General features: G+C 40.9%; 24 protein-coding genes and 1 pseudogene. 9 read left to right on the top strand and 16 right to left on the bottom strand.

Features of this window, described 5'->3' with window-relative positions; translation table 11 throughout:
- The first annotated feature begins 19 nt into the window (after positions 1–19).
- On the top strand, positions 20–886 hold the full coding sequence (locus ACQY3F_RS16825; protein WP_428356092.1) for an ISAzo13-like element transposase-related protein: 867 nt from the start codon (positions 20–22) through the stop codon (positions 884–886).
- 681 nt (positions 887–1,567) lie between these two features.
- Here ACQY3F_RS16825 and ACQY3F_RS16820 read toward each other — a convergent pair.
- The 9 genes from ACQY3F_RS16820 to ACQY3F_RS16780 form a co-directional block, all read right to left on the bottom strand.
- Positions 1,568–1,708: a transposase domain-containing protein gene (locus ACQY3F_RS16820; RefSeq protein WP_428357724.1), complete on the bottom strand. Its 141-nt coding sequence runs from the start codon at positions 1,706–1,708 to the stop codon at positions 1,568–1,570.
- 554 nt (positions 1,709–2,262) lie between these two features.
- Positions 2,263–2,466 (bottom strand): hypothetical protein, encoded by a 204-nt coding sequence (locus tag ACQY3F_RS16815; protein WP_428356090.1) that lies wholly within the window; start codon positions 2,464–2,466, stop codon positions 2,263–2,265.
- Positions 2,467–2,600: 134 nt separating this feature from the next.
- A complete protein-coding gene (locus ACQY3F_RS16810; protein ID WP_428356089.1) occupies positions 2,601–2,933 on the bottom strand; it encodes a DUF5615 family PIN-like protein in 333 nt (110 codons plus the stop codon).
- A complete protein-coding gene (locus ACQY3F_RS16805) occupies positions 2,933–3,157 on the bottom strand; it encodes a DUF433 domain-containing protein (RefSeq protein WP_428356088.1) in 225 nt (74 codons plus the stop codon). The genes ACQY3F_RS16810 and ACQY3F_RS16805 overlap by 1 nt, the downstream gene beginning before the upstream one ends.
- A 126-nt stretch (positions 3,158–3,283) precedes the next feature.
- Complete coding sequence (locus ACQY3F_RS16800) at positions 3,284–3,781, bottom strand: hypothetical protein (RefSeq protein WP_428356087.1); 498 nt, start codon at positions 3,779–3,781, stop codon at positions 3,284–3,286.
- Positions 3,778–4,074, bottom strand: a complete 297-nt coding sequence (locus tag ACQY3F_RS16795) for a nucleotidyltransferase domain-containing protein (protein WP_428356085.1) — start codon at positions 4,072–4,074, stop codon at positions 3,778–3,780. Before ACQY3F_RS16795 ends, ACQY3F_RS16800 begins: the two co-directional genes overlap by 4 nt.
- A 132-nt stretch (positions 4,075–4,206) precedes the next feature.
- Positions 4,207–4,377: a hypothetical protein gene (locus tag ACQY3F_RS16790; RefSeq protein ID WP_428356083.1), complete on the bottom strand. Its 171-nt coding sequence runs from the start codon at positions 4,375–4,377 to the stop codon at positions 4,207–4,209.
- Between the two features lie 5 nt (positions 4,378–4,382).
- Positions 4,383–4,646, bottom strand: a complete 264-nt coding sequence (locus ACQY3F_RS16785; RefSeq protein ID WP_428356082.1) for a hypothetical protein — start codon at positions 4,644–4,646, stop codon at positions 4,383–4,385.
- A gap of 568 nt (positions 4,647–5,214) precedes the next feature.
- Positions 5,215–5,391 carry a hypothetical protein gene (locus ACQY3F_RS16780; RefSeq protein WP_428356081.1) on the bottom strand — a complete coding sequence of 59 codons (177 nt, stop codon included), beginning with the start codon at positions 5,389–5,391 and terminating at the stop codon, positions 5,215–5,217.
- A 232-nt stretch (positions 5,392–5,623) separates the two neighbouring features.
- Between ACQY3F_RS16780 and ACQY3F_RS16775 the strand changes: the two genes are divergently transcribed.
- The 4 genes from ACQY3F_RS16775 (at position 5,624) to tnpC (ending at position 8,157) form a co-directional block, all read left to right on the top strand.
- On the top strand, positions 5,624–6,052 hold the full coding sequence (locus ACQY3F_RS16775; RefSeq protein WP_428356080.1) for an outer membrane beta-barrel protein: 429 nt from the start codon (positions 5,624–5,626) through the stop codon (positions 6,050–6,052).
- A gap of 71 nt (positions 6,053–6,123) precedes the next feature.
- Positions 6,124–6,441 (top strand): IS66 family insertion sequence element accessory protein TnpA, encoded by a 318-nt coding sequence (gene tnpA, locus ACQY3F_RS16770; protein WP_428353701.1) that lies wholly within the window; start codon positions 6,124–6,126, stop codon positions 6,439–6,441.
- Positions 6,438–6,803, top strand: coding sequence for an IS66 family insertion sequence element accessory protein TnpB (gene tnpB / locus ACQY3F_RS16765; RefSeq protein WP_428353703.1), 366 nt, complete (start codon positions 6,438–6,440; stop codon positions 6,801–6,803). Before tnpA ends, tnpB begins: the two co-directional genes overlap by 4 nt.
- Positions 6,804–6,849: 46 nt before the next feature.
- Complete coding sequence (gene tnpC / locus ACQY3F_RS16760) at positions 6,850–8,157, top strand: IS66 family transposase (RefSeq protein WP_428356079.1); 1,308 nt, start codon at positions 6,850–6,852, stop codon at positions 8,155–8,157.
- 42 nt (positions 8,158–8,199) lie between these two features.
- Here the strand turns inward: tnpC and ACQY3F_RS16755 are convergent, their stop codons facing one another.
- On the bottom strand, positions 8,200–10,083 hold the full coding sequence (locus ACQY3F_RS16755; RefSeq protein ID WP_428353388.1) for an IS1634 family transposase: 1,884 nt from the start codon (positions 10,081–10,083) through the stop codon (positions 8,200–8,202).
- 177 nt (positions 10,084–10,260) lie between these two features.
- On the opposite strand from ACQY3F_RS16755, the pseudogene ACQY3F_RS16750 reads away from it, so the two are divergent.
- Both ACQY3F_RS16750 and ACQY3F_RS16745 read left to right on the top strand, forming a co-directional pair.
- Positions 10,261–10,596 (top strand): annotated as a pseudogene (locus tag ACQY3F_RS16750) (transposase domain-containing protein); the annotation flags it as partial.
- Positions 10,597–10,630: 34 nt separating this feature from the next.
- A complete protein-coding gene (locus ACQY3F_RS16745) occupies positions 10,631–10,834 on the top strand; it encodes an ISAzo13-like element transposase-related protein (RefSeq protein ID WP_428356077.1) in 204 nt (67 codons plus the stop codon).
- Positions 10,835–11,029: 195 nt separating this feature from the next.
- Here the strand turns inward: ACQY3F_RS16745 and ACQY3F_RS16740 are convergent, their stop codons facing one another.
- Both ACQY3F_RS16740 and ACQY3F_RS16735 read right to left on the bottom strand, forming a co-directional pair.
- Complete coding sequence (locus ACQY3F_RS16740) at positions 11,030–11,683, bottom strand: c-type cytochrome (protein WP_428356075.1); 654 nt, start codon at positions 11,681–11,683, stop codon at positions 11,030–11,032.
- A 10-nt stretch (positions 11,684–11,693) separates the two neighbouring features.
- Positions 11,694–12,935, bottom strand: coding sequence for a molybdopterin-dependent oxidoreductase (locus ACQY3F_RS16735; protein ID WP_428356073.1), 1,242 nt, complete (start codon positions 12,933–12,935; stop codon positions 11,694–11,696).
- Positions 12,936–13,153: 218 nt separating this feature from the next.
- Here ACQY3F_RS16735 and ACQY3F_RS16730 point away from each other — a divergent pair, with 218 nt between their 5' ends.
- Complete coding sequence (locus ACQY3F_RS16730) at positions 13,154–13,690, top strand: DUF924 family protein (RefSeq protein WP_428356072.1); 537 nt, start codon at positions 13,154–13,156, stop codon at positions 13,688–13,690.
- 7 nt (positions 13,691–13,697) lie between these two features.
- Here the strand turns inward: ACQY3F_RS16730 and ACQY3F_RS16725 are convergent, their stop codons facing one another.
- The 4 genes from ACQY3F_RS16725 to rpsT form a co-directional block, all read right to left on the bottom strand.
- Complete coding sequence (locus ACQY3F_RS16725; RefSeq protein ID WP_428356071.1) at positions 13,698–14,657, bottom strand: DUF1835 domain-containing protein; 960 nt, start codon at positions 14,655–14,657, stop codon at positions 13,698–13,700.
- Positions 14,658–14,906: 249 nt separating this feature from the next.
- The gene (locus ACQY3F_RS16720; RefSeq protein ID WP_428356070.1) at positions 14,907–15,218 is read right to left on the bottom strand and encodes a hypothetical protein; all 312 of its coding nucleotides are present in this window, start codon (positions 15,216–15,218) and stop codon (positions 14,907–14,909) included.
- A 545-nt stretch (positions 15,219–15,763) separates the two neighbouring features.
- Entirely contained in the window at positions 15,764–16,780 is a 1,017-nt protein-coding gene (locus ACQY3F_RS16715) for a Gfo/Idh/MocA family protein (RefSeq protein ID WP_428356069.1), read from the bottom strand.
- A gap of 145 nt (positions 16,781–16,925) precedes the next feature.
- Positions 16,926–17,189 carry a 30S ribosomal protein S20 gene (gene rpsT, locus ACQY3F_RS16710; RefSeq protein ID WP_428356067.1) on the bottom strand — a complete coding sequence of 88 codons (264 nt, stop codon included), beginning with the start codon at positions 17,187–17,189 and terminating at the stop codon, positions 16,926–16,928.
- A gap of 93 nt (positions 17,190–17,282) precedes the next feature.
- Here rpsT and murJ point away from each other — a divergent pair, with 93 nt between their 5' ends.
- Positions 17,283–18,812: a murein biosynthesis integral membrane protein MurJ gene (gene murJ, locus ACQY3F_RS16705; protein WP_428356066.1), complete on the top strand. Its 1,530-nt coding sequence runs from the start codon at positions 17,283–17,285 to the stop codon at positions 18,810–18,812.
- Positions 18,813–18,931 lie beyond the last annotated feature (119 nt).

Genomic DNA, 18,931 nt, shown 5'->3' with positions numbered 1-18,931 from the left:
AGACACAAGCTTACTTCGTTTGGATGATTATTTCTTTCCATCTCCCTTACTGGAGATTGATTATTACGATGAAAAAACATTACCTTGCTCAAAAACTATCAATACAAAATTAAATGACCTGAGTTACCATCCAAAAAAGGTACAAAAAACAAAGCCTCATAAGAAAATCAAGGAAACGGATGCAATTTTTGAACAAGTTCATTCAGTCAATGGAATGGCAGATATCAACCCAAAAGAGATTCGTATATCAATTGATGCCAAAGCAAGAATGAATATAGGAAATTTTTCACGGGGAGGACGAAATCGGGTTTTAACAAAAGCAGAGGATCATGATTTAGATGTTAAGGAAAAGTTAACTCCTTTTGGTTTTTATCTGCCTGAACATGATGATTTTTTCCTTTTCTTTACAGCAGGCTATGCCAGCAGTGATTTCATCGTTGACCGATTGGAAGAAATTTGGCCAGAAATTCAAGAAAAATATGGAGTAGATATTCTGACAATTAACGCTGACAATGGTATGGAGAACAGTAGCTCCAGAACTCAGTTTATAAAAAGGCTTGTGGAGTTTGCTGAAAAAAGCAACATAAAGATAAAACTGGCCTACTACCCTCCTTATCATAGTAAATATAACCCAATTGAACGAGTATGGGGAGCCTATGAAAATCATATTAGTGGCGACATAATGGATACAGTTGAAACAACTTTAAAATTTGCCAAAAGTATGACCTACAATGGCAAAGCACCTATTGTTAAATTAACAGAAAAAATATATGAAACAGGAGTAAAGGTAGGTAAAAAAGCAATGAAGACGTATTATCAGTTTGTTGACCGAATGCCATCGTTGGAGAAATGGTTTTTGACCATTTCTCCTGGTTGTTCTGGATGATTATTTCTTTCCATCTCCCTTAACCGAAGTTAAGTCACTTTGATTAAAAGGTCATGGCACGTTGGCAGGGTGTTTATTGCCTTGGGCTCGGGGGATATCCATACGATACAAAAAATTTCCTCTATTTATGATTTAAATCTGGATATTTTGATCGGTTGGACAAAGAGGGCTGGCAAAGCGGCAGTAAAAACCTAATAACCACTTAGCTAGACAGGTTAATGAGAGTCAAAATATGGGCTTGCAGGATTTAGGTATTACATAAAAACCAAAACAGTTAAAGAGTTAGGGTCGATTGATTCATAAATAAACATACTGGTAACTGTTCAGTTCCTCCTTTGAAAAAGGTCTCAATCAACTCCTGCCTAATGCGACACTAGTACATCCATGTACAATATTGGATTGTGTAATAAAATCTCCCAGAAGCCCTCTTTTCCAAAGAGGGGACTGAACGGTTACCGGAAATTAGTTAACTACTATACATAAAAACTATATTATTTTCATGTCAGTCATTATTTTCTTTAATGTAAGCCATTGCTTTCATTTTGGATTTTATTGGCTCTGCTAAGGTTTAGATTGTATTTTTAGCTGGTTTGAAAGGTATAATTAAGCATTGTTTTTGAATTTATCATTTATTTATGTCTTCTTTTTTAAGGTAAGCGCTCAATGAAGCACGTACTACCCCTATTTAGAAATATCAGATTTTTTAATATTCCAGGGCAGCAGAGCTTCGACTTTATCAACCGTATCAGCATAAGGTAAAGCAGTGAAAACCTGCTTAAGATATTCATAAGGTTCCAGCCCATTTGCTTTAGCCGTTTCTATTAAATCAAAGGGATCAGCCTCTAATGCTGCTTACTTAAGCATTTATTAATTTAATATCAATGAGTTGAGACGTTGGGTTAGATTTTTTTACGAAGAAAAAAACGTAACCCAACAACACATTGATTTACATGAAAATGCTGGGTTACGTCATCTGCGCTTCGCTTAATAAGCTAACCCAGCCTACAATCATAAGTTTTGTTTACTAAGGCATTATTTTTTAAGTAAGCAGTATTAGGGGCAGCCTCGATTGAATATGTTGATCTTGCACTTTAATTTTCCTATCTAAAAAAGATAGTCGGATCCTTTTTATTCGAATAAACCTGAATTTATTTATCTTTCTTTGTTTACTTACTGCTCAATGCAGTATTGATTTAGGTTGGTGATGTCCTTGGAACTGAAGGCTGTAGCCTACTATTGTTACCGTTATCTACGCGGCTAAAGACCGCGATTCCAAAATAAAGACTGAAAATCTAAATATCAATTGATCCACAAAGTTCAAGTCTATGTCATTTTTTCTAAACTAATTTAAATCTTTATTAGCATTATTTAGGATATTAATTTTGTAGGTCACAAAATATATCCTTTATTGAGTGAGATTGGGGTATTTCCCCTTTTTTTCGTGTTTCATGCGAGTCTAATAATGCTTTAAATGATTGCTTATCCGATAGTAACTTCAATGTTTCTTGCATCGCTTCATAATCTTCTTGTGGAATCATTATTACTGCCCCTTTTGGTGTGTGTAGAGGGTCAAATGCCATAAATACATAGGCAGAACTGCGTAGGCGGATTTAAACAATAAAAATTGAGCCTAAAATAACAAATATTGATGCCTGTTTTTTAGGGCTTGCAGGATTTAGGTTAAACTAAATTTATGCATTTTCATTCCCTTTCATTAATAAATTTCTACACACGCTTTATCTGTAGAAATTAGTACCTGTTCAATCTCTGTTTTATTGTCCAGTAACGCTTTAATCATGCCCACTTTTGTTTGATTACCTATTTTTAACCAGATAATTTTAGGAGGCTGTCCGTAAAGTAACGACATATCAAAAAAATCGGCATCTTTAGTTACAATGACATAGCCTTGTGTTTTGGCGTAATCCCAAATTTCCTTATCGGTACTGTGTTCCATGTTGAGTAATGAAATCTGGGTGCTATCTAGATAGTCTTGCTGAATAAACGGAACCACACGACGCGACAAGTTTTCATCCAGTAATAATTTCATTACATTAAGGCACCGATATTATGCTCTCGATTGGCCGCAAAACTTAAACAGGCGCTAATGTCATCATGGGTTAATTCGGGATAGTCTTCAATAATATCAGCTTCTGTCATGCCATCCGCCAACCAAGATAAAACATCGTACACACTAATACGCATTCCTCTTATACAAGGCTTGCCACCCCGCTTTCCCGCCTCTATCGTAATATAATCTTTATAATTCATCATCTTATCTTATTAGGTGCTGTCTGAATTCAAATCCACGCATTTCATTCTTTATGTCATTTCAGCATAAAAGTAACATGGATGGTCTTAATCACTCTAATAACCAAAAAGGTCTGGCTCGGTTGATTTTCAAGTACATTCTTTAGTTGAACTTAGAAATGTAAAGTTTTCTTTATAAAACTCGTGGACATCATGAAAAAACTTTATTAAATTATCACTGGTATTGTAAATGTTTGTAATACTTTCAACTAGCCCTTCTGTATTGAACGAATATTCATGGGCTATTTCATTTCTTATTTCTCTTAATTTTAGCCATTCATTTTTTTCAATTATGTCTAGCTCTTCAAGTCTGTTTAATATATCTAAAAATGTTTTTCTTTTAACATCTTCTTCTGATAGCGTCAGAACGGAAGGAAATAATTTTTCTCCCAATGTATCTTGAAGTTTTGAAAATCTAAATATCAATTGATCCACAAAGCTCAAGTCTATGTCATTTAAACGGGTATATTTCTCAACAGTCAATGGCATGTGTTTTGATAAATGCAGTTTGGCTACAGTTATTTTCTCTATATGTTTATGACATTCATATAGAGTCTCTTTAAAAGATTGCTCTGTATATTGAGTCACGAGGTTAGCACCAATCCTTTTGTTAAGGCTTCCTTCTCTATCAACCTTGATTCGTCTTTCGCCAGGATAACATCAATTTTTTGATCACCTATTTTGTTTTTTAAAGCGACTAAAAAATTTATTTTTTTCTTTAATAAAGCGTCTTTATTTATGGGCTGAATATATAAATCTATATCTCCCCCTTTTAGCTCATCTTTCACCCTACTGCCAAATAAGATCACTGTTGTCCCTTTGCCAAACACTATGTTTGCAGTAGAGGTGATGCTGTCTATTTCGTTTTGTTGTAATCTCATTTTTTATTGGTAATTAAGGGGGCAGCCAGTAATACCGCTACCAGTCATTTTAAGTCCTAAAAAAACAATATGTTACGCATTTAATTCATGATTAAATAACCAAAGGGGGCCGACTCGATTGAAATCATTATTTTAGCTGCCCATTCTTAATACACCAACCACAAGTCCACCTATAGCAACCAGTACACCGAAGCTCCAGCGCATTTGTGATTTTATTTCTTGATGTATATCCATAATGGCTTTACTTTGCAATTCAAATTGTTTAGCTACTTGCTCAAAGCGCCTGTTAGATTCATTACGCATTTGCTCTAATTGCTTGTCAACTTGCTCAAATCGCTTGTCAGACTCATTGCGTGCTTGCTTAAAGCGTCTATCCAAAAGCGTCTATCCATTTGAGCAACCCCTGCTAACATTAATTCACGCTGATGCTTTAATTCTTCTTCTACTCGTGTCGTTCTTTCGCGCAGCTCTAATTCATAGCGAACATTTGCATTACCCACTTCAGGCGTTGCTTGAATTGATTTTATAATTAATGCTTGTATTTGTTCTATATCTTCTTGGGCAAGTGCCATAATTTAGGCTTCCTTCTAAAAACAATCGGATCAGACTTTAATACTGCTTACTTAGCAGGTCATTATTCATATATTTCAAATAGATAAGCCAACTTATGAAGGTTAAGCTCTCCTTTATAATCAGATATAATTGAATTACCAAGTAAAATTAATCTGATAAAGAGCTTAACCATGCCTAATGTTACGAAAAAAATTGTATTGTATCAAGTTCGAAAATTCAAAAACTCCATTTTTCAATTCTCTCACCTACCTTTTTCAGATATTTTATCTATCGATACTTTGGAGAAAATCATGGCTACGAACTTAACACGGGACATTTAGAGTATTTTACTGACTAGTGTAAGAAAGCAAACGTGCCGGGGAGTAGGCTTTAGCCTACACGTGTAGCAGATGGTGGTTCATGTAGGCTAAAGCCTACTCCCCTTCGAATGTCTCGTCTTAAGTGCGTAACCAATAAACAGAACCATAACGCTCTTGATAATTCGCTTTTTCAACAGCCTAGGATAGGGGGCAATGCTGTTGACTTAAGCCCTCTCTTGCAGGAGAGGGTTGGGTGAGGAGGATGAAATCATGTATTTATAATCCCCTCATCCCAATCTTCTCCCTCTGGAGAAGGAGTTAATTCATTGTCGGTAAAAACAAGCAAGGCATTGTAATTACTATCTTTAATGACTGCTCGAATGATTTCTGTAATCATGGAGTAAGGCATTTCTAATACCAATAATTTTACGCCATCCGATATCATTAACATCTATTCCTTGCTGAGAGAATTTTCCAAAAGTTGTATATGCTTTTGCTCGCACTAAATTGGAAGCGGGGTCTTTAGCCCCACCTTGCTCTGTGCGGGGCTAAAGGCCCCGCTTCCGAAAAAGTGCAAGTTTTAAAATTCAGTATAGTTTTGGCATTATTGTCATGCCCGTGAACTATACACGGCACTAACTTAAATGTTTTGATTCTGTTAACTATGCGTGCTATGCGTGTTTTGTGTTTGTTTTTTTGTTTCTCAATCTGTGTTTGCTTACGAGCGAGCGAGGCGTACTTTAAATTATGGAGCTGAACAAAAACGTGCGGATGCGATTGCGCCATTAGGTATTCCTTTTAGTGGTTTTGATTTTTTTCCTTTCTTTGGTGTGGGCGAAGAGTTTAATGATAATATTGTCAAGTCTGAGGTATTGGTATTGGATGATTTTATTACTCACCTATCTCCAGGGTTTAATATAGCGTCTGATTGGAATAGGCACCAACTAGCTTTGAATGTTAAGTCTGATATTGCCTTTTATGCTGAATATTCGGGTCAAAATTATCAAGATGTGACGGTTGATTTTAATGGCCGGCTAGATGTATTGCAAAATAGTGCGTTGCAGTTTTCTACTTTTTTTGGCTCATTACATGTAAGCGCTCAATAGTCAGCGTACTTCACGGCAACTCAGATTAATGCCAAACTATCCCCATTGTTAAATACCACGGGGAATTTTAAATGGCAGCGTTAGAAAAAATACAGGAAAAGACTTTCTGGCCTATTCACATAGAGCACTGGCAGGCATCAGGCCAATCACAGGCAGCTTATTGTCGGCAACATGATTTATGCCCGCAAAAGTTCGGCTACTGGAAACGTAAATCGACTGTAAAGCCTACTACTTCCCCTACAGGATTTACGCGCATTCGGGTTGACGAGGGTATCTCACCGGATCTAGCTATTGGATTATCCTTACGATTTAATGATGGCACACGTCTGGAAGGTATTACGCAGGATACTATGCCGTGTATTCAACCACTGCTTGAGCTGTTGCGATGACGGTTGTTATGCGTCCCTCTCTGTCTTTGACAGAAGTGTATCTGTATCGGCAGCCCATTGATTTTCGTAAGTCACATCGGGGCTTATCGGCGATTGTTGAATGTGAGTTAGGGCATAATCCTTTTGAGGGGGCTCTCTATGCCTTTACGAATAAACAGCGGAATAAGATTAAATGTCTGTTCTGGGAAGATAATGGTTTTGTCCTTTATTACAAGTCATTGGTAGAAGACAAATTTAAGTGGCCTAAAGGTGATGAAGAGACATTAACCTTAACAGGCCAGCCGTTAAACTGGCTGCTGGATGGCTTTGATATTAGCGCGATGAAAGGTCATAAAAAACTTCAATATGAGTCTGTTTTTTAGCTGTTTTTGTGTTCATTATTGCCACTATAAAGGCTATAATAAAGCCATGATTTTAGCCGATATTTCAAATATAAAACAACAAGATAAAGCCGGTTCTTTGCTGTCGGAGAGTGTTGCTTTGTTGCTTGAAAAAGAAGAGGCTATTGATGAACTGACGCGTGTGATTGAAGTTAAGTCTGGGGTGATTTCCGAACAGAAAAAACGCATCCTTATTCTGGAAGAGGTACTACGCTTATCTAAAATAAAACGCTTTGGGTCATCGAGTGAACAATCTCATCAATCCTCTTTGTTTGATGAAGCAGAGAATGAAGCAGATAGCAGCGAGGAATTAGACCAGGAAGCTGATGAAGCACCTGAGGGCGATAAGCAGACAAGTTCTACTGGCACGAAGAAAAAGCCGGGACGCAAACCCTTTTCGGATAAGTTACCCCGCGAGCAAATTTTTATTCATTTAACGGATGAAGAAAAAGAAGGCGCTATTGATACTTTCTTCACGAAAGTGAAAGAAGAGCTGGATATTATTCCTGCTAAAGTACGTGTTCTTGAATACATGCAGGAAAAAGCGGTCTTTGTCGAACAGATTGAAGGCGAAAAGCAACGCCAGGTTAAAGCCGCACAAATGCCCAGACACCCTATTGCCAGAGCAATGGGAAGCATCAGTTTAATGTGCTTTGTTATTATCGCCAAGTATGCTGACGGCTTACCTTTATATCGGCAAGAAGGCATCTTGTCTCGTTATGGGGGTGACATCTCCAGAGCGACATTAGCAAACTGGATGATCGCACTGGCTAAACAACTTCAGCCCCTGATTAATCTGATGCGAGAGCATCAACACACAGGGGCAGTCATACTCGCTGATGAAACGCGGGTTCAGGTATTAAAAGAACCGGGGCGGCCAGCGACCTCAGATAAATATATGTGGGTGACGCTTGGCGGGCCACCGGGTGAAAAAAGCATCCTGTTTGAATACGATCCCTCTCGTAGTGGAGACGTCCCCATGCGCCTGCTTGACGGCTTTAGTGGCTATCTGCAAACCGATGGCTATGCGGGGTACAATGCCGTGTGCCAAAAAAACAGCATCACCCAGCTGGGGTGCTGGGATCATGCGCGTCGTTATTTTAAAGATGCCCAGAATGCACAGCCTAAACGCAAAAAGGGACAAAATAACAAACCCTCAAAAGCAGGTAAAGCGCTGAGCCTGATCAATAAACTGTATGTCATTGAGCGAGAAATTAAAGACCTGTCAGTGGATGAAAAATATCAGCAGCGCCAGGAGAAGAGCATTCCTGTATTGAGCCAGCTCAAAGCCTATCTGGAAGAAAACCAGCATAAAGTACCTAACCCATCTTCGTGACTTATACAGTCAATTCCCCATTATTTCAATGAGTTAAATTTTTCAATCGGTCTCAGTTGGCACTACAGATTTCATATCAACGGTCGTTTTAATTTTTCCTATCGGGTCGGGGTTAATATTCAAAGCAGTATAGATTTGTTTTTGTCTGGTTTCTGCTTTGCTTGTGGTTCGCAAGTGAATGATTGTATCGTTATCAGTGGGTAAGGTAATGGTCAAACGTTGCTGGGTCGACATAATGTTGCGAATGCTTTCCCAGCTTAGATGAATGCCCTGCAGTTTAAGCTGATAACGCAGTGTATGTACCAAGTGGTAAGCTAATAATGTAATGAATAGCTGTCCGGTAACCCGGTCTTCTTTTTGGTGGTAGACAGGGCGCAAACCCAGTTCGGTTTTCAGGCTTCTAAAGGTCGCTTCAATCTCTGTGAGCATGGTATAGGTCGTCCATAACTGTTCTTCCGACCAGTCAGGGATATTTGTTCTTAGGCAGTACACACCACAGTGTTGATCTTTCTGGTCACTTTCAGGTTTACGTTTCCATTCGATACTGGTGGCTTTGTTTTTTTTGTCATCCGCCATGACGTTGATGGTGTAGTCAGCAGCAACGCGGCTATGTTTTTCACGTAGCCGGCCGATACGTTCCAGTATTTTGTCGTATTTTTTAAGGGTGCCTTTTTTGCTCAGGCCCGTGTGCAGTTTTTCCAGGGCTTCTTCCAGACGAACATGAAAGCGGTTACGGATACCTTGTTCTTTTTTTGCCTTTTGTTCTGAGTGACAATAGAGTCGGGTTTCCCTGGTTTCTGGATCAACTTCACGATACACAACGACATTACTGTCCGGGGTATCCCTGACTGTTACCGGGCTTTCCTGGTCTCTTGGGTTTTTTACGTGCTGTTCTCGACTGACGACGAGATAATGATAATCTTGTTCGATTAACCAGGCAACATTGTCGGCACTGGCAATGCCGGCATCCATGATAACCACCGGCTTTATTTGATGAAAGGGATCCTTGTCTCGCAGTCCCTCAAGCATGAGCTTCAGAGTCGCGGGCTCACTGGCATTGCCGGGAAAAACCTGACTACTCAATGGGAAACCGTCACCATCCAAAATCAGCCCCAGGGTCACTAGTGGACAGTCTGTGCGTTTCTCTTTGGAGCGACCGAATTGCGCTTTCGGGTTTTGGGTACATTGGCCTTCAAAATAAGTATTGGTCAGATCGTACAATACAATCTTGCGGTTTAAATTGAATAAAGTCTGCTCGCGGTTAGCCAGAAATGATTCAAGAGTTGCCTGGTGTTTGAGTAACTTGTCACTGACCGTATATAATCGTGTCAGGCTTGTATTGCCGTAGTCATGATCCAGCAGCTCACCCAGCCCCGTTCGATTTTGCAACCAATCATGTGTTTTCAATTCACTGCCGGGTGAAACTATACGTCCGATGATACTGCCCAGTGCTGTCACCGTATCGATTTTATTAAAGCCCAGTGCTGTGAGTTTCTCATCTAGCTGCAATTGCTGTGCAGCATGCAGTGCCAAGGTTTCCACGCCTATACTGCGGGCATTAATGGCTTCGACATGGTTAATATCAACAGAATGATAATCCCGTTCTGAGCTTTGTGAGTCTAGTGGTTGTGACAGTTTTGCAGTCATCAGTGCGCTATAGCGTTGAGCCGTTGCTTCCAGCAGTTGATTTAAATCATCAGCTAAATGGAATAGCTCTTCCTGATGGGGTTCCGAACCTTGTTGTAATTGTTCAATTCTGGCCGTTAGCAGGGGCCAATACTTTTTCTCGATAGTAAAGTCCGCACCTATATTGAGCAATGTGCGTTGCTTGACTTGTTTCCCTATACGAAAAGACTCAACAATGCGGTAAGTGAAATAAGCGGAGCCGTCTTCCAGACTCTTTGTTTTGGTTCTTCGAATATACATGCCACTAGCATCAAGGAAAAACCAGGAAAAATCAATAGGCAGAGCAAACTAAAATGGCACTACAGGAGCCTCAAAAAAAACACCTTTGATTTTAAAGGAGCTTTTTTGATGAAAATTTTATGCGAACGATAAATCAATAACTTGGAAAGATAAAAGTGACGAAGATGGGCTAAAGATAGCCTGACAGGAAAGGCAATGACTTACCTGAGTAACCAGTGGGAAAAACTCAATGTGTATTGCACCCATGGTGAACTCAATATTAGCAACATCCTGGCAGAAAATGCGATTCGCCCGTTTGTGATAGGGCGCAAAGCCTGGTTATTTTCTGATACCCCTGCGGGTGCTCGTGCCAGTGCAATACATTACAGCCTGATAGAAACAGCTAAAGCAAATGGGCTGGAGCCTTATGCATATCTTAAGCAGGTTCTCACTGCTTTACCTTATGCTGATACGGTTGATAAAGTGGAGGCTTTGTTGCCCTGGAATATTAAAAAATCAGATACGCCTGAATAGGGCAAGTACGTGCTTCGTTGAGCGCTTACACATAATGGATACAGTTGAAACAACTTTAAAATTTGCCAAAAGTATGACCTACAATGGCAAAGCACCTATTGTTAAATTAACAGAAAAAATATATGAAACAGGAGTAAAGGTAGGTAAAAAAACAATGAAGACGTATTATCAGTTTGTTGACCGAATGCCATCGTTGGAGAAATGGTTTTTGACCATTTCTCCTGGTTGTTCTGGATGATTATTTCTTTCCATCTCCCTAAGCATAGATTCCCGATAAAGCTTGTGCCCACGCTTGACTGGGTAGACTTCGGAAATGACGAGTTTTTTAATAGATTGTTTTTAATGTTTTATTCTCTTATGGCTGAGAGTTGTACTTAATCAGGTAGAGCTATGTAATCAGAAGTAGAGTTTTAGACAATTAGATCCTTTCTCTTTACTGCTTTAATACAAAAGCTGATAAGGCCTTAGACTGAGTATTACTCAAATTGCTCATTGCTGGCATGGGCATTTCACCCCATTTTCCTACACTCCCTTTTTGAATAGCAGTGGCGAGTTTAGATTGCGCCTGTGCATCGTTTTTGTATTTTAGTGCTATTTTTTGAAAAGCAGGCCCGACTAATTGCTTATCTATGGCGTGGCAGGAAAGACAGGCGTTGTTACTGAGTAAAGCCTGTACGGCGGTCGTGGTATCTGCTGCAGGATTCTTAACAACGGTTGCAGATTTAGAAGCGGCTATTATACTGGGATCGGTCGCCTTAGCAGAGCCGTACGCCACCGCCAGGTAAGCACCAATACTCTTCGCGTCAGCTTTACTCAACTGTGCGCCATAAGAATGCTGCATTTTAAACACTTCGTCAGTCCACTGTTGCTGATTCATATTGGGGGCCTGGAAGTTAATGTAGTCTGCTGAGTGGCAGATTAAGCATTGCTGTGTCGCCAGTGTGTATCCAGGAAGCTTGGATTTGCGTAGTTTTGCTGTCTCTGGAGGAAGTTTGATTTGCTTCGGTGCAGCGTGTGTAAGTTGCATAAATAGTGCAGTTATTGTTGCAAAAGTCAGGGCCTGGATGGTTTTATTAATAAGTCGCATGGATAGTTCCTCAGACTATGGTGATCGGTGTGGATTCGATAACATTACGTCGATACCCTCCTGGGTTCCAGGTAGCCTGGAGGGGTTGTATCTCTCCCTGCTTATTGCTGGCGCGCACCATAAGTATGGCTGGGCCTTTATGCGTAAACTTGACGTCAAGTTGCCACCCGCGAAAAGAAAAACGGCCTAAGCTCTCGTCTAGTGTTGCGCAACGCCAGGTTTGACCGCCATCGATAGAAACATCTACCGCCTTAATACCAGAGCCATCGTCAAAGGCGATACCTTTTAATCTGACTGTGCTGTTTACTGTGAACACTTCATTTGCTTTTGCACTAGTAATGAAACTGCGTACCGGCAATGTGGAGATCGGGCGAGTTTTGTCGGCTTTGGTTCCTGGAGTGACGCACATGCAATCATTATCGGGTAAACGATAGCCCTTGTTCATAAAGTAAGAATTGTGACCTGTGTAGGGATGGTCTATAATCTCGATTTCTGTCAGGTGTTTAACCCAGTAAGTACCAAAATAGCCGGGTACGATCAGTTTGAGAGGGTAGCCATTTAAGAACGGTAAGTCTTGCCCGTTCATACTCCATGCGAGCATGGGTTCTGGGCTTAATGCGTGTTCAATATCGAGGGCTTTGCGAAAGTCTGGTGTGCTAGGTAAAACCGGTTTATCCATGCCATTAAAAATAACCTGTTGAGCATTTGATTGGATGCCTGCTTTTTCTAACACTGCTTTCAGCGAAACACCAAGCCAGCGAGCATTACCCATAGCGCCATTCCCGAGCTGTGCACCAAATACGCGTGGAGATGAATAGCCTCGGCTATTACCCGCGCATTGATTTACCGCGACGACTTCTGCTTGTTGAAAGCTAGATTTAAGTTCGGCGAGTGTCAGGCTAAGGGGTGTTTTGACCGCTCCTTTGACGGTTAGCTTATAAGTTTGAGGGTCAAAAGAAGTGGGAAAATTTGCCAGGTGATAGCGTACAAAAAATGCATTATTAGGTGTGATGATGCTTTCGTTAAATACCTCTGCGGGTGTTTCCAGGTGTGGCGGGCGCGTATGCACCAGAATCAGTTCGCGTTTGCCTGGGTAGCGCACTAAGGGACGTGGTCCATCGGCAAAGGTCATACCTTCGCTAGTATCAGTTGATGCTAGACTGTTTAGCGAAGTAGAGGCCAGTGCAAGCGCTCCAGCATTGCGCATAAACTGGCGACGTGAAGTGAGTTTTTTATCGTTTTCATCGTTCATGAACAGGTCCCTGAATTAAATGGAGTGAACTCTACGCGCTAGTGCTTTATTATGATGCTGGTTTATCTTTGTGGTCAACTAATGCTTTTAGGTAGCTAATCAGTCATGCAGCTAATTTTGCACCTAAGCAGGGAGAATGCTTAAACTTGGAAAACGTGAGTAACTGATTTTTCAAGGTTAAATACATTTAGTTATTAATCTTTATTACAATTGAGCAAATGTATCAAACAATTTTAAATTTTTGGTTTGAGGAGCTGGAACCCTCTCAATGGTGGAAAAAAGATGAGCAATTAGATGAGCAAATCAGCACGAGATTTGCTGAGACTTATCAGCAAGCTTGTTGTTGTGAATTATATTCATGGCGAGCTACCGCTAAGGGCAGGTTGGCAGAGGTGATTGTGCTGGATCAGTTTTCCAGAAATATGTATCGAAATTCGCCACTCTGTTTCGCGTATGATGCTTTGGCTTTAGCGCTGGCTCAAGAGGCGGTTTTGATCGGTGCGGATGTGGAATTAACTCCTATCCAGCGTAGTGTTTTGTATTTACCTTATATGCATAGTGAGTCTTTAAAAATACATGAACTTGCGCTGCCGTTATATCAGGCTAATGGTCTGCAAAGCAACCTTGACTTTGAGATTAAGCATAAACAGATAATTGAAAAATTTGCTCGGTATCCGCACCGAAATACGGTGCTTGGTAGGGAATCAACTGAGCAAGAATTAGAATTTTTGAGTCAGCCAGGCTCTAGTTTTTAACTGGTTCTTACTTGATTAAGGTGCCGCTATCAGAGTCCCATTGCCAGATATTATTGGCTGTTAAGTGTACACCCCCAAGCCAGTGATCTGGCGCTGATATTTCTAGCCAGTTTTTCTTTCCAGTTAATACTGCTTTACCTGTTGCTGTAATACTGATGCTTTGTTCAGGGCCAGAGGGGATGTTGATTTCGTTTCCTTCTGACATTGCTATTAAAGGCGGCTCAGAATGCAGAAATTCATTAAGAATCAGCCAGAAACTTGAATCGCCAAGAAATCTGCGTTCTTCAGTTTGCTGATAAAGCTTGAATATTTCTTCGGGGCGTTTTCTGGTCACGGAAATTAACTTGAGTGCTTGATGTGCGGTGCGGGATAAACCATTCAATGTGTTTGGGTATTCTTGCAAAAGCCTGATGACGGTTCCCTGTAAAAAAGGCAATATTGACGTATCCGTGTTTAAAAGATCGGCCCATTTCTCGGGTGTGCCTGCACGAAAGGCTGCCCAAGCCAGGCTTGCTAGTTGTAATTGAGCTGCAGTAATCGGCTTTTCGTAGTGTTGTAAAGCTGCGAGTTCTGCAGGTGATTGCATGCCCAAATATTGGTCGGTACAGATGATTGCAAGTGTTGCGTTATAAATCGGATTTTGTTGTAGGTAGTCAAGTATTTGCAAGAGTTGTAATTGATCATACAGGTCATGTTCAAACCACAAGATGACTTTATCGTATTGTTCAAAGGCTTCTAGTTGTTTATCTCTGCGGATAAAATCCTCGTGTATCGTTGTAAAGTTACCCCAGCCACAATCGGCAATAAACTGCGCGCGGATTCTGGACAAAGCTCCTATTGTTAAATTATCGGGTACCGGGCCGTTGTGTAAAACATCTTGCCAAGGGAGGAATGCACCAGGTATTCCCGCTTGTTGCATAATGTTTACAGCGCTATCGCCATTAGTGATATTGACTATGTTTTTCATATGGTATTTAGGAGGGCTGAGGCATTGTTTTAGCTTTTGGGGCTGCTAAAACAGATTTATACTTCGCGCGGTTACAGATGCGGAAAAAATATAGTGAGCTGGTTTTTGTCGACAGCAAAGCCTGCCCCGTACTTGATGCGGGGACGCTGAAACAGGCGCATAGCTAGCTACGTAATGGTTTAAGCAACGTAGCTATGGGCAAAACTCAGCCCTAGAAATCTGCAGCCGTGACCGCGCAAAAGTATAGTTTTAATGATGAAAAATAGAATCAGAGTTGATCATATTTCTGTGTTTTTTTGTTAGGTTTTGATGTTTTTTAGCAAGTTGCTGGTGTTTTTTTGCTAAGAAAAAGCAAATTATAGCAAGAATTAGTAAGCCTGATTTGCCTATGGGACTGTCGGAATTGGTATCCTGAGTTGCTGTGAACTTTTGGGTGACAGAAAAATTTTCGTTGTCAATAAATTGTATTGTCTGGGTGTTATTAGTCGGGTTTTGAGCCTGAATAGTTGTAGCTGAAAAAACACACCAAAGGGTAAACAATATAGTCAGAGCTTTTTTCATGATAAATTCCCTTATTACTTAAACTGTAATTGTAGGATATCAATAAATAAAGCTCTAAACTTTGATGTTGCTCACAAAACATAAATTCGCGCTCAACAGATTTTCCTAGGTTGAAAATGAGGCCCTGGAAGGGCTATAAATTTTCGTTAGTGAATACCTCATCTTGGTTAACAGCTTAGTGTGTTGATTCGTAACTTCTCATTATTAATGGGTACAGGTAGTTTTTTCAGTTCGTCATTCCTGCATGTTGTTAGCAGGAATCTGTGCTCAACGTAGATTCCCGATAAAACACTTCGGGAATGACGATATTTTTATCTGTTTTTGCCCGTGAATAATGAGAAGTTACATTGATTTTTATGCACCTGGAAACAAATAAGCGTCCAATATTTGGGCAGGGTTTTTGTTTGTCATTAGTGCTGTAGCAGTAGGCGCATAGCTGGATGATTATTTATTTCCAGGTGTTTTACATAAGAAGAGCAGGGACAAGTAGCGTTGCGCTGTATAACTCACTAATATCCGGGTAATAACGATCGCTGTTTTAATGCTTATTTTATTTGAACTGTTTTGCCTTGCTCGGCTGATTCCAGGGCGGCAAGGATAATTTTACAGTTGGCTTGCGCATCTTGTAGTGAAAGTTTAGGGGGCTGATTTTCAAGAATACAGTGACAGAAATGTTCGACTTCGAGTTGAAAATGATTGGCTAGGTCTAGGTTCTCAATATGTTCTTCACCTGCATCTGTTTGCCAGGAAATAATTGGCTGCTCAGTCGCCTTTGCCCAGACGTTGTGACATTTTAAGCCGCCCTTAGTGCCAATAATTTCGTATTCAGCACGACGTGCATGCTCAAAACTGAAACTAAATTGTGCATAGCGGCCATCGCCAAAGTCTATGATGCCGCTACTACTGATGTCTGCGCCATGCTGATTATGTTTCGCTAATGCAGTGACCGCCTGGGCTCTAGCATCACCGAAATGAAGCCTGGCTGCATGAATCGCATAGCAGCCAATATCCCACATGGCCCCACCGCCCTGACTGATAGATCTATCTACACGGTAAAGTCGGGCAGGTTGCATAGGGTAGGCAAAGCATGTGCGTACCGAACGAACCTCACCTATAACACCTGAATTAATAATTTCCTGGATACGCTGATGTTGAGGGTGAAAGCGATACATAAAGCCTTCCATAACTTTAAGTTGTTGTTCTTTGGCTGCAGTTTCAATGGCATCTATATCGCTAACATTAAGTGCGATGGGCTTTTCACAGAGCACATGCTTGCCATGTTCTATAGCACGTAAAGTCCAAAGTGCATGATCTTCGGTGGCAAGCGGTATATAAACTGCCTGGATATCAGGGTTTTTTAGCAGTTCATTCTGATCATTATAGAGACGTACATTTTCACAATCCGGAGCGTATTGCTGTAGTGTTGCTTCTGCAGCTCCAGGCCTACGGCTGGCAATAGCAATTAATTTGCTGTTTTCTGCCGCGACAATGGCGGGCATAAGTTGTTGATTGATGCGCGCAGCACCTAGTATTCCCCAGCGGATTTTTTTATGAGTAGACATAATCTGTATCTTCTTATTGGTGGACGATTGACAGAGTATATCAAAAAATAGCTGTAGGGCGGGTTGAATAGTTTGCAGGCAAAAAAATACCAGATCAGGCTAAAATGCCTGTCTGGTATTTTTTGTATAATTCCTTGAGGAATTATTAAGCCATAGCGCGAACTCTGGTATTAAGTCTGCTTTTGTTTCTTGCGGCTTTATTTTTGTGCAGAAGTCCTTTGTTCACTGCTGAGTCAATCACTGGAACGACTGTTGCATAAGCTGTTTTAGCTTGTTCTACGTCACCAGATTCTACTGCAGCAATAACTTTTTTGATGAATGTACGTAGTTTGCTACGTTGTCCTGCATTGCGAACGCGATTGTTTTCTGATTGACGCGCGCGTTTTTTTGCTTGAGCTGAATTAGCCATGATGCCTCGGTTATTGCGTTATATATTTTAAAACCGTGTATTTTCCCTATAAATGATATGATTGTCAATCTTTTAATAGCAGGAATGTAAGTCTTGAGCCGTAAACTATTTAAATCCACCGCGATAGTCAGTAGCATGACTATGATTTCACGTATTTTAGGTTTTATCAGGGACATGATGTTTGCGCGTATTTTTGGCGCAGATTCGGGTACCGATGCCTTTTTTGTGGCTTTTAAAATACCAAATTTTTTACGTCGCTTATTTGCCGAAGGTGCTTTTGCTCAGGCATTTGTGCCGGTGTTATCTGATTATAAGCAACAGGGCGGTAAGGCCGCGATGCGTCATTTTATAGATCGTACTGCAGGAACGCTAGCAATTATTTTAATGTTAACAACGATTGTGGGCATGTTGGCAGCACCTTATCTGATTATGGCATTTGCCCCGGGCTTTGCATGGGAAGGCGGGCAATATGAGCTAGCGGTGCAAATGTTGCGCATTACTTTTCCGTATTTGTTCTTTATTTCATCGGTCGCTTTTGCCGGAGGAATCTTAAATACCTATGGTAAGTTCGCCATACCTGCTTTTACCCCGGTATTCCTTAATATATGTTTGATATCAGCCGCAATCTGGTTAGCTCCATTAATGCCGCAGCCTATTGTTGCACTGGCTTGGGGCGTATTTTTTGCGGGCGCTGTGCAACTGGTGTTTCAGTTTCCGGCCTTACGCCGTTTAGGGCTGGTGCCGCGCTTGCGCTTCGGCTTTAAGGATCCTGGGGTAAAGAAAATTATGAAGCTGATGTTACCCGCTTTATTTGGTGTGTCGGTAACGCAGATTAATTTATTATTGGATACTTTGTTGGCTTCTTTTTTAGCAACAGGCAGTATTTCCTGGTTATATTACTCTGATCGCCTGGTTGAATTTCCTTTGGGCATTTTTGGTATTGCGTTGGCAACGGTGATATTACCGAGCCTATCACGAAATCATGTGGCTGAAGATACTGAGGCATTTTCCCGGTCATTAGATTGGGGGCTTAAACTGGTTGTTTTGATTGGTGCGCCGGCCTCTTTAGGTCTGATGATGCTGGCAGAGCCTATGGTGTCTACTTTATTTCAATATCACCATTTCACTGCTTATGATGTGATGATGACAGGACGTAGCTTAATGGCATATTCGGTGGGCTTATTAGGCTTTATTCTAGTTAAGGTCCTGGTGCCTGGATTTACCTCGCGCAAAGATATGAAAACACCGGTGCGCTTTGGTATTTATGCCATGGTGGCTAATATGCTTTTAAATATCGCACTCGTTTTTCCGTTGGCGCATGCTGGGCTTGCGTTAGCAACTTCTCTAGCGGCATTTTTTAATGCCAGTCTGTTATTGTCTAGCTTATTAAAAACCAGGATATATCAACCCAGTGCAGGTTGGCGAGTATTAATTTTGCGTATTATGCTGGGCTGTTCGGCGATGGCTGCGTTAATCTACCATTGTGTTGATATTAGCCTATGGCAAGATTGGCGTATGCTGGAACGTGCATGGCATCTGGCAATGTGGATCGGTATTGCGGCAACATTATATGCTGTCGTATTATTGCTATCAGGGTTAAGATTAAGGCATTTATCGGCCTGAATTTTCGCTGCTGAGTGTGTGAAAAGCCAAGGAGTAGGGCGTGGCTTTTTGTCTATTACCGACGCATTAAAATCAGTGTAAAAAAAACAAGGACTAGGGCGTTACCTTAGCCCCAAATG

The organism is Methyloprofundus sp. (genome assembly GCF_965251085.1).
GTDB lineage: Bacteria > Pseudomonadota > Gammaproteobacteria > Methylococcales > Methylomonadaceae > Methyloprofundus.
This window is presented reverse-complemented; position numbering and strand designations above follow the sequence as displayed.

Excerpts from the sequence above, each read along its gene's own strand:
- rpsT (WP_428356067.1), bottom strand. The coding sequence starts at position 17,189 with ATGGCTAATTCAGCTCAAGCAAAAAAACGCGCGCGTCAATCAGAAAAC.
- ACQY3F_RS16720 (WP_428356070.1), bottom strand. The coding sequence starts at position 15,218 with ATGAAAAAAGCTCTGACTATATTGTTTACCCTTTGGTGTGTTTTTTCA.
- ACQY3F_RS16785 (WP_428356082.1), bottom strand. The coding sequence starts at position 4,646 with ATGGCACTTGCCCAAGAAGATATAGAACAAATACAAGCATTAATTATA.
- ACQY3F_RS16795 (WP_428356085.1), bottom strand. The coding sequence starts at position 4,074 with ATGAGATTACAACAAAACGAAATAGACAGCATCACCTCTACTGCAAAC.
- ACQY3F_RS16755 (WP_428353388.1), bottom strand. The coding sequence starts at position 10,083 with ATGTATATTCGAAGAACCAAAACAAAGAGTCTGGAAGACGGCTCCGCT.
- ACQY3F_RS16725 (WP_428356071.1), bottom strand. The coding sequence starts at position 14,657 with ATGAAAAACATAGTCAATATCACTAATGGCGATAGCGCTGTAAACATT.
- ACQY3F_RS16730 (WP_428356072.1), top strand. The coding sequence starts at position 13,154 with ATGTATCAAACAATTTTAAATTTTTGGTTTGAGGAGCTGGAACCCTCT.
- tnpB (WP_428353703.1), top strand. The coding sequence starts at position 6,438 with ATGACGGTTGTTATGCGTCCCTCTCTGTCTTTGACAGAAGTGTATCTG.
- ACQY3F_RS16810 (WP_428356089.1), bottom strand. The coding sequence starts at position 2,933 with ATGAAATTATTACTGGATGAAAACTTGTCGCGTCGTGTGGTTCCGTTT.
- ACQY3F_RS16745 (WP_428356077.1), top strand. The coding sequence starts at position 10,631 with ATGGATACAGTTGAAACAACTTTAAAATTTGCCAAAAGTATGACCTAC.
- ACQY3F_RS16805 (WP_428356088.1), bottom strand. The coding sequence starts at position 3,157 with ATGATGAATTATAAAGATTATATTACGATAGAGGCGGGAAAGCGGGGT.
- ACQY3F_RS16790 (WP_428356083.1), bottom strand. The coding sequence starts at position 4,377 with ATGCGTAATGAATCTAACAGGCGCTTTGAGCAAGTAGCTAAACAATTT.
- ACQY3F_RS16815 (WP_428356090.1), bottom strand. The coding sequence starts at position 2,466 with ATGGCATTTGACCCTCTACACACACCAAAAGGGGCAGTAATAATGATT.
- tnpA (WP_428353701.1), top strand. The coding sequence starts at position 6,124 with ATGGCAGCGTTAGAAAAAATACAGGAAAAGACTTTCTGGCCTATTCAC.
- ACQY3F_RS16715 (WP_428356069.1), bottom strand. The coding sequence starts at position 16,780 with ATGTCTACTCATAAAAAAATCCGCTGGGGAATACTAGGTGCTGCGCGC.
- ACQY3F_RS16735 (WP_428356073.1), bottom strand. The coding sequence starts at position 12,935 with ATGAACGATGAAAACGATAAAAAACTCACTTCACGTCGCCAGTTTATG.
- tnpC (WP_428356079.1), top strand. The coding sequence starts at position 6,850 with ATGATTTTAGCCGATATTTCAAATATAAAACAACAAGATAAAGCCGGT.
- ACQY3F_RS16780 (WP_428356081.1), bottom strand. The coding sequence starts at position 5,391 with ATGATATCGGATGGCGTAAAATTATTGGTATTAGAAATGCCTTACTCC.
- ACQY3F_RS16740 (WP_428356075.1), bottom strand. The coding sequence starts at position 11,683 with ATGCGACTTATTAATAAAACCATCCAGGCCCTGACTTTTGCAACAATA.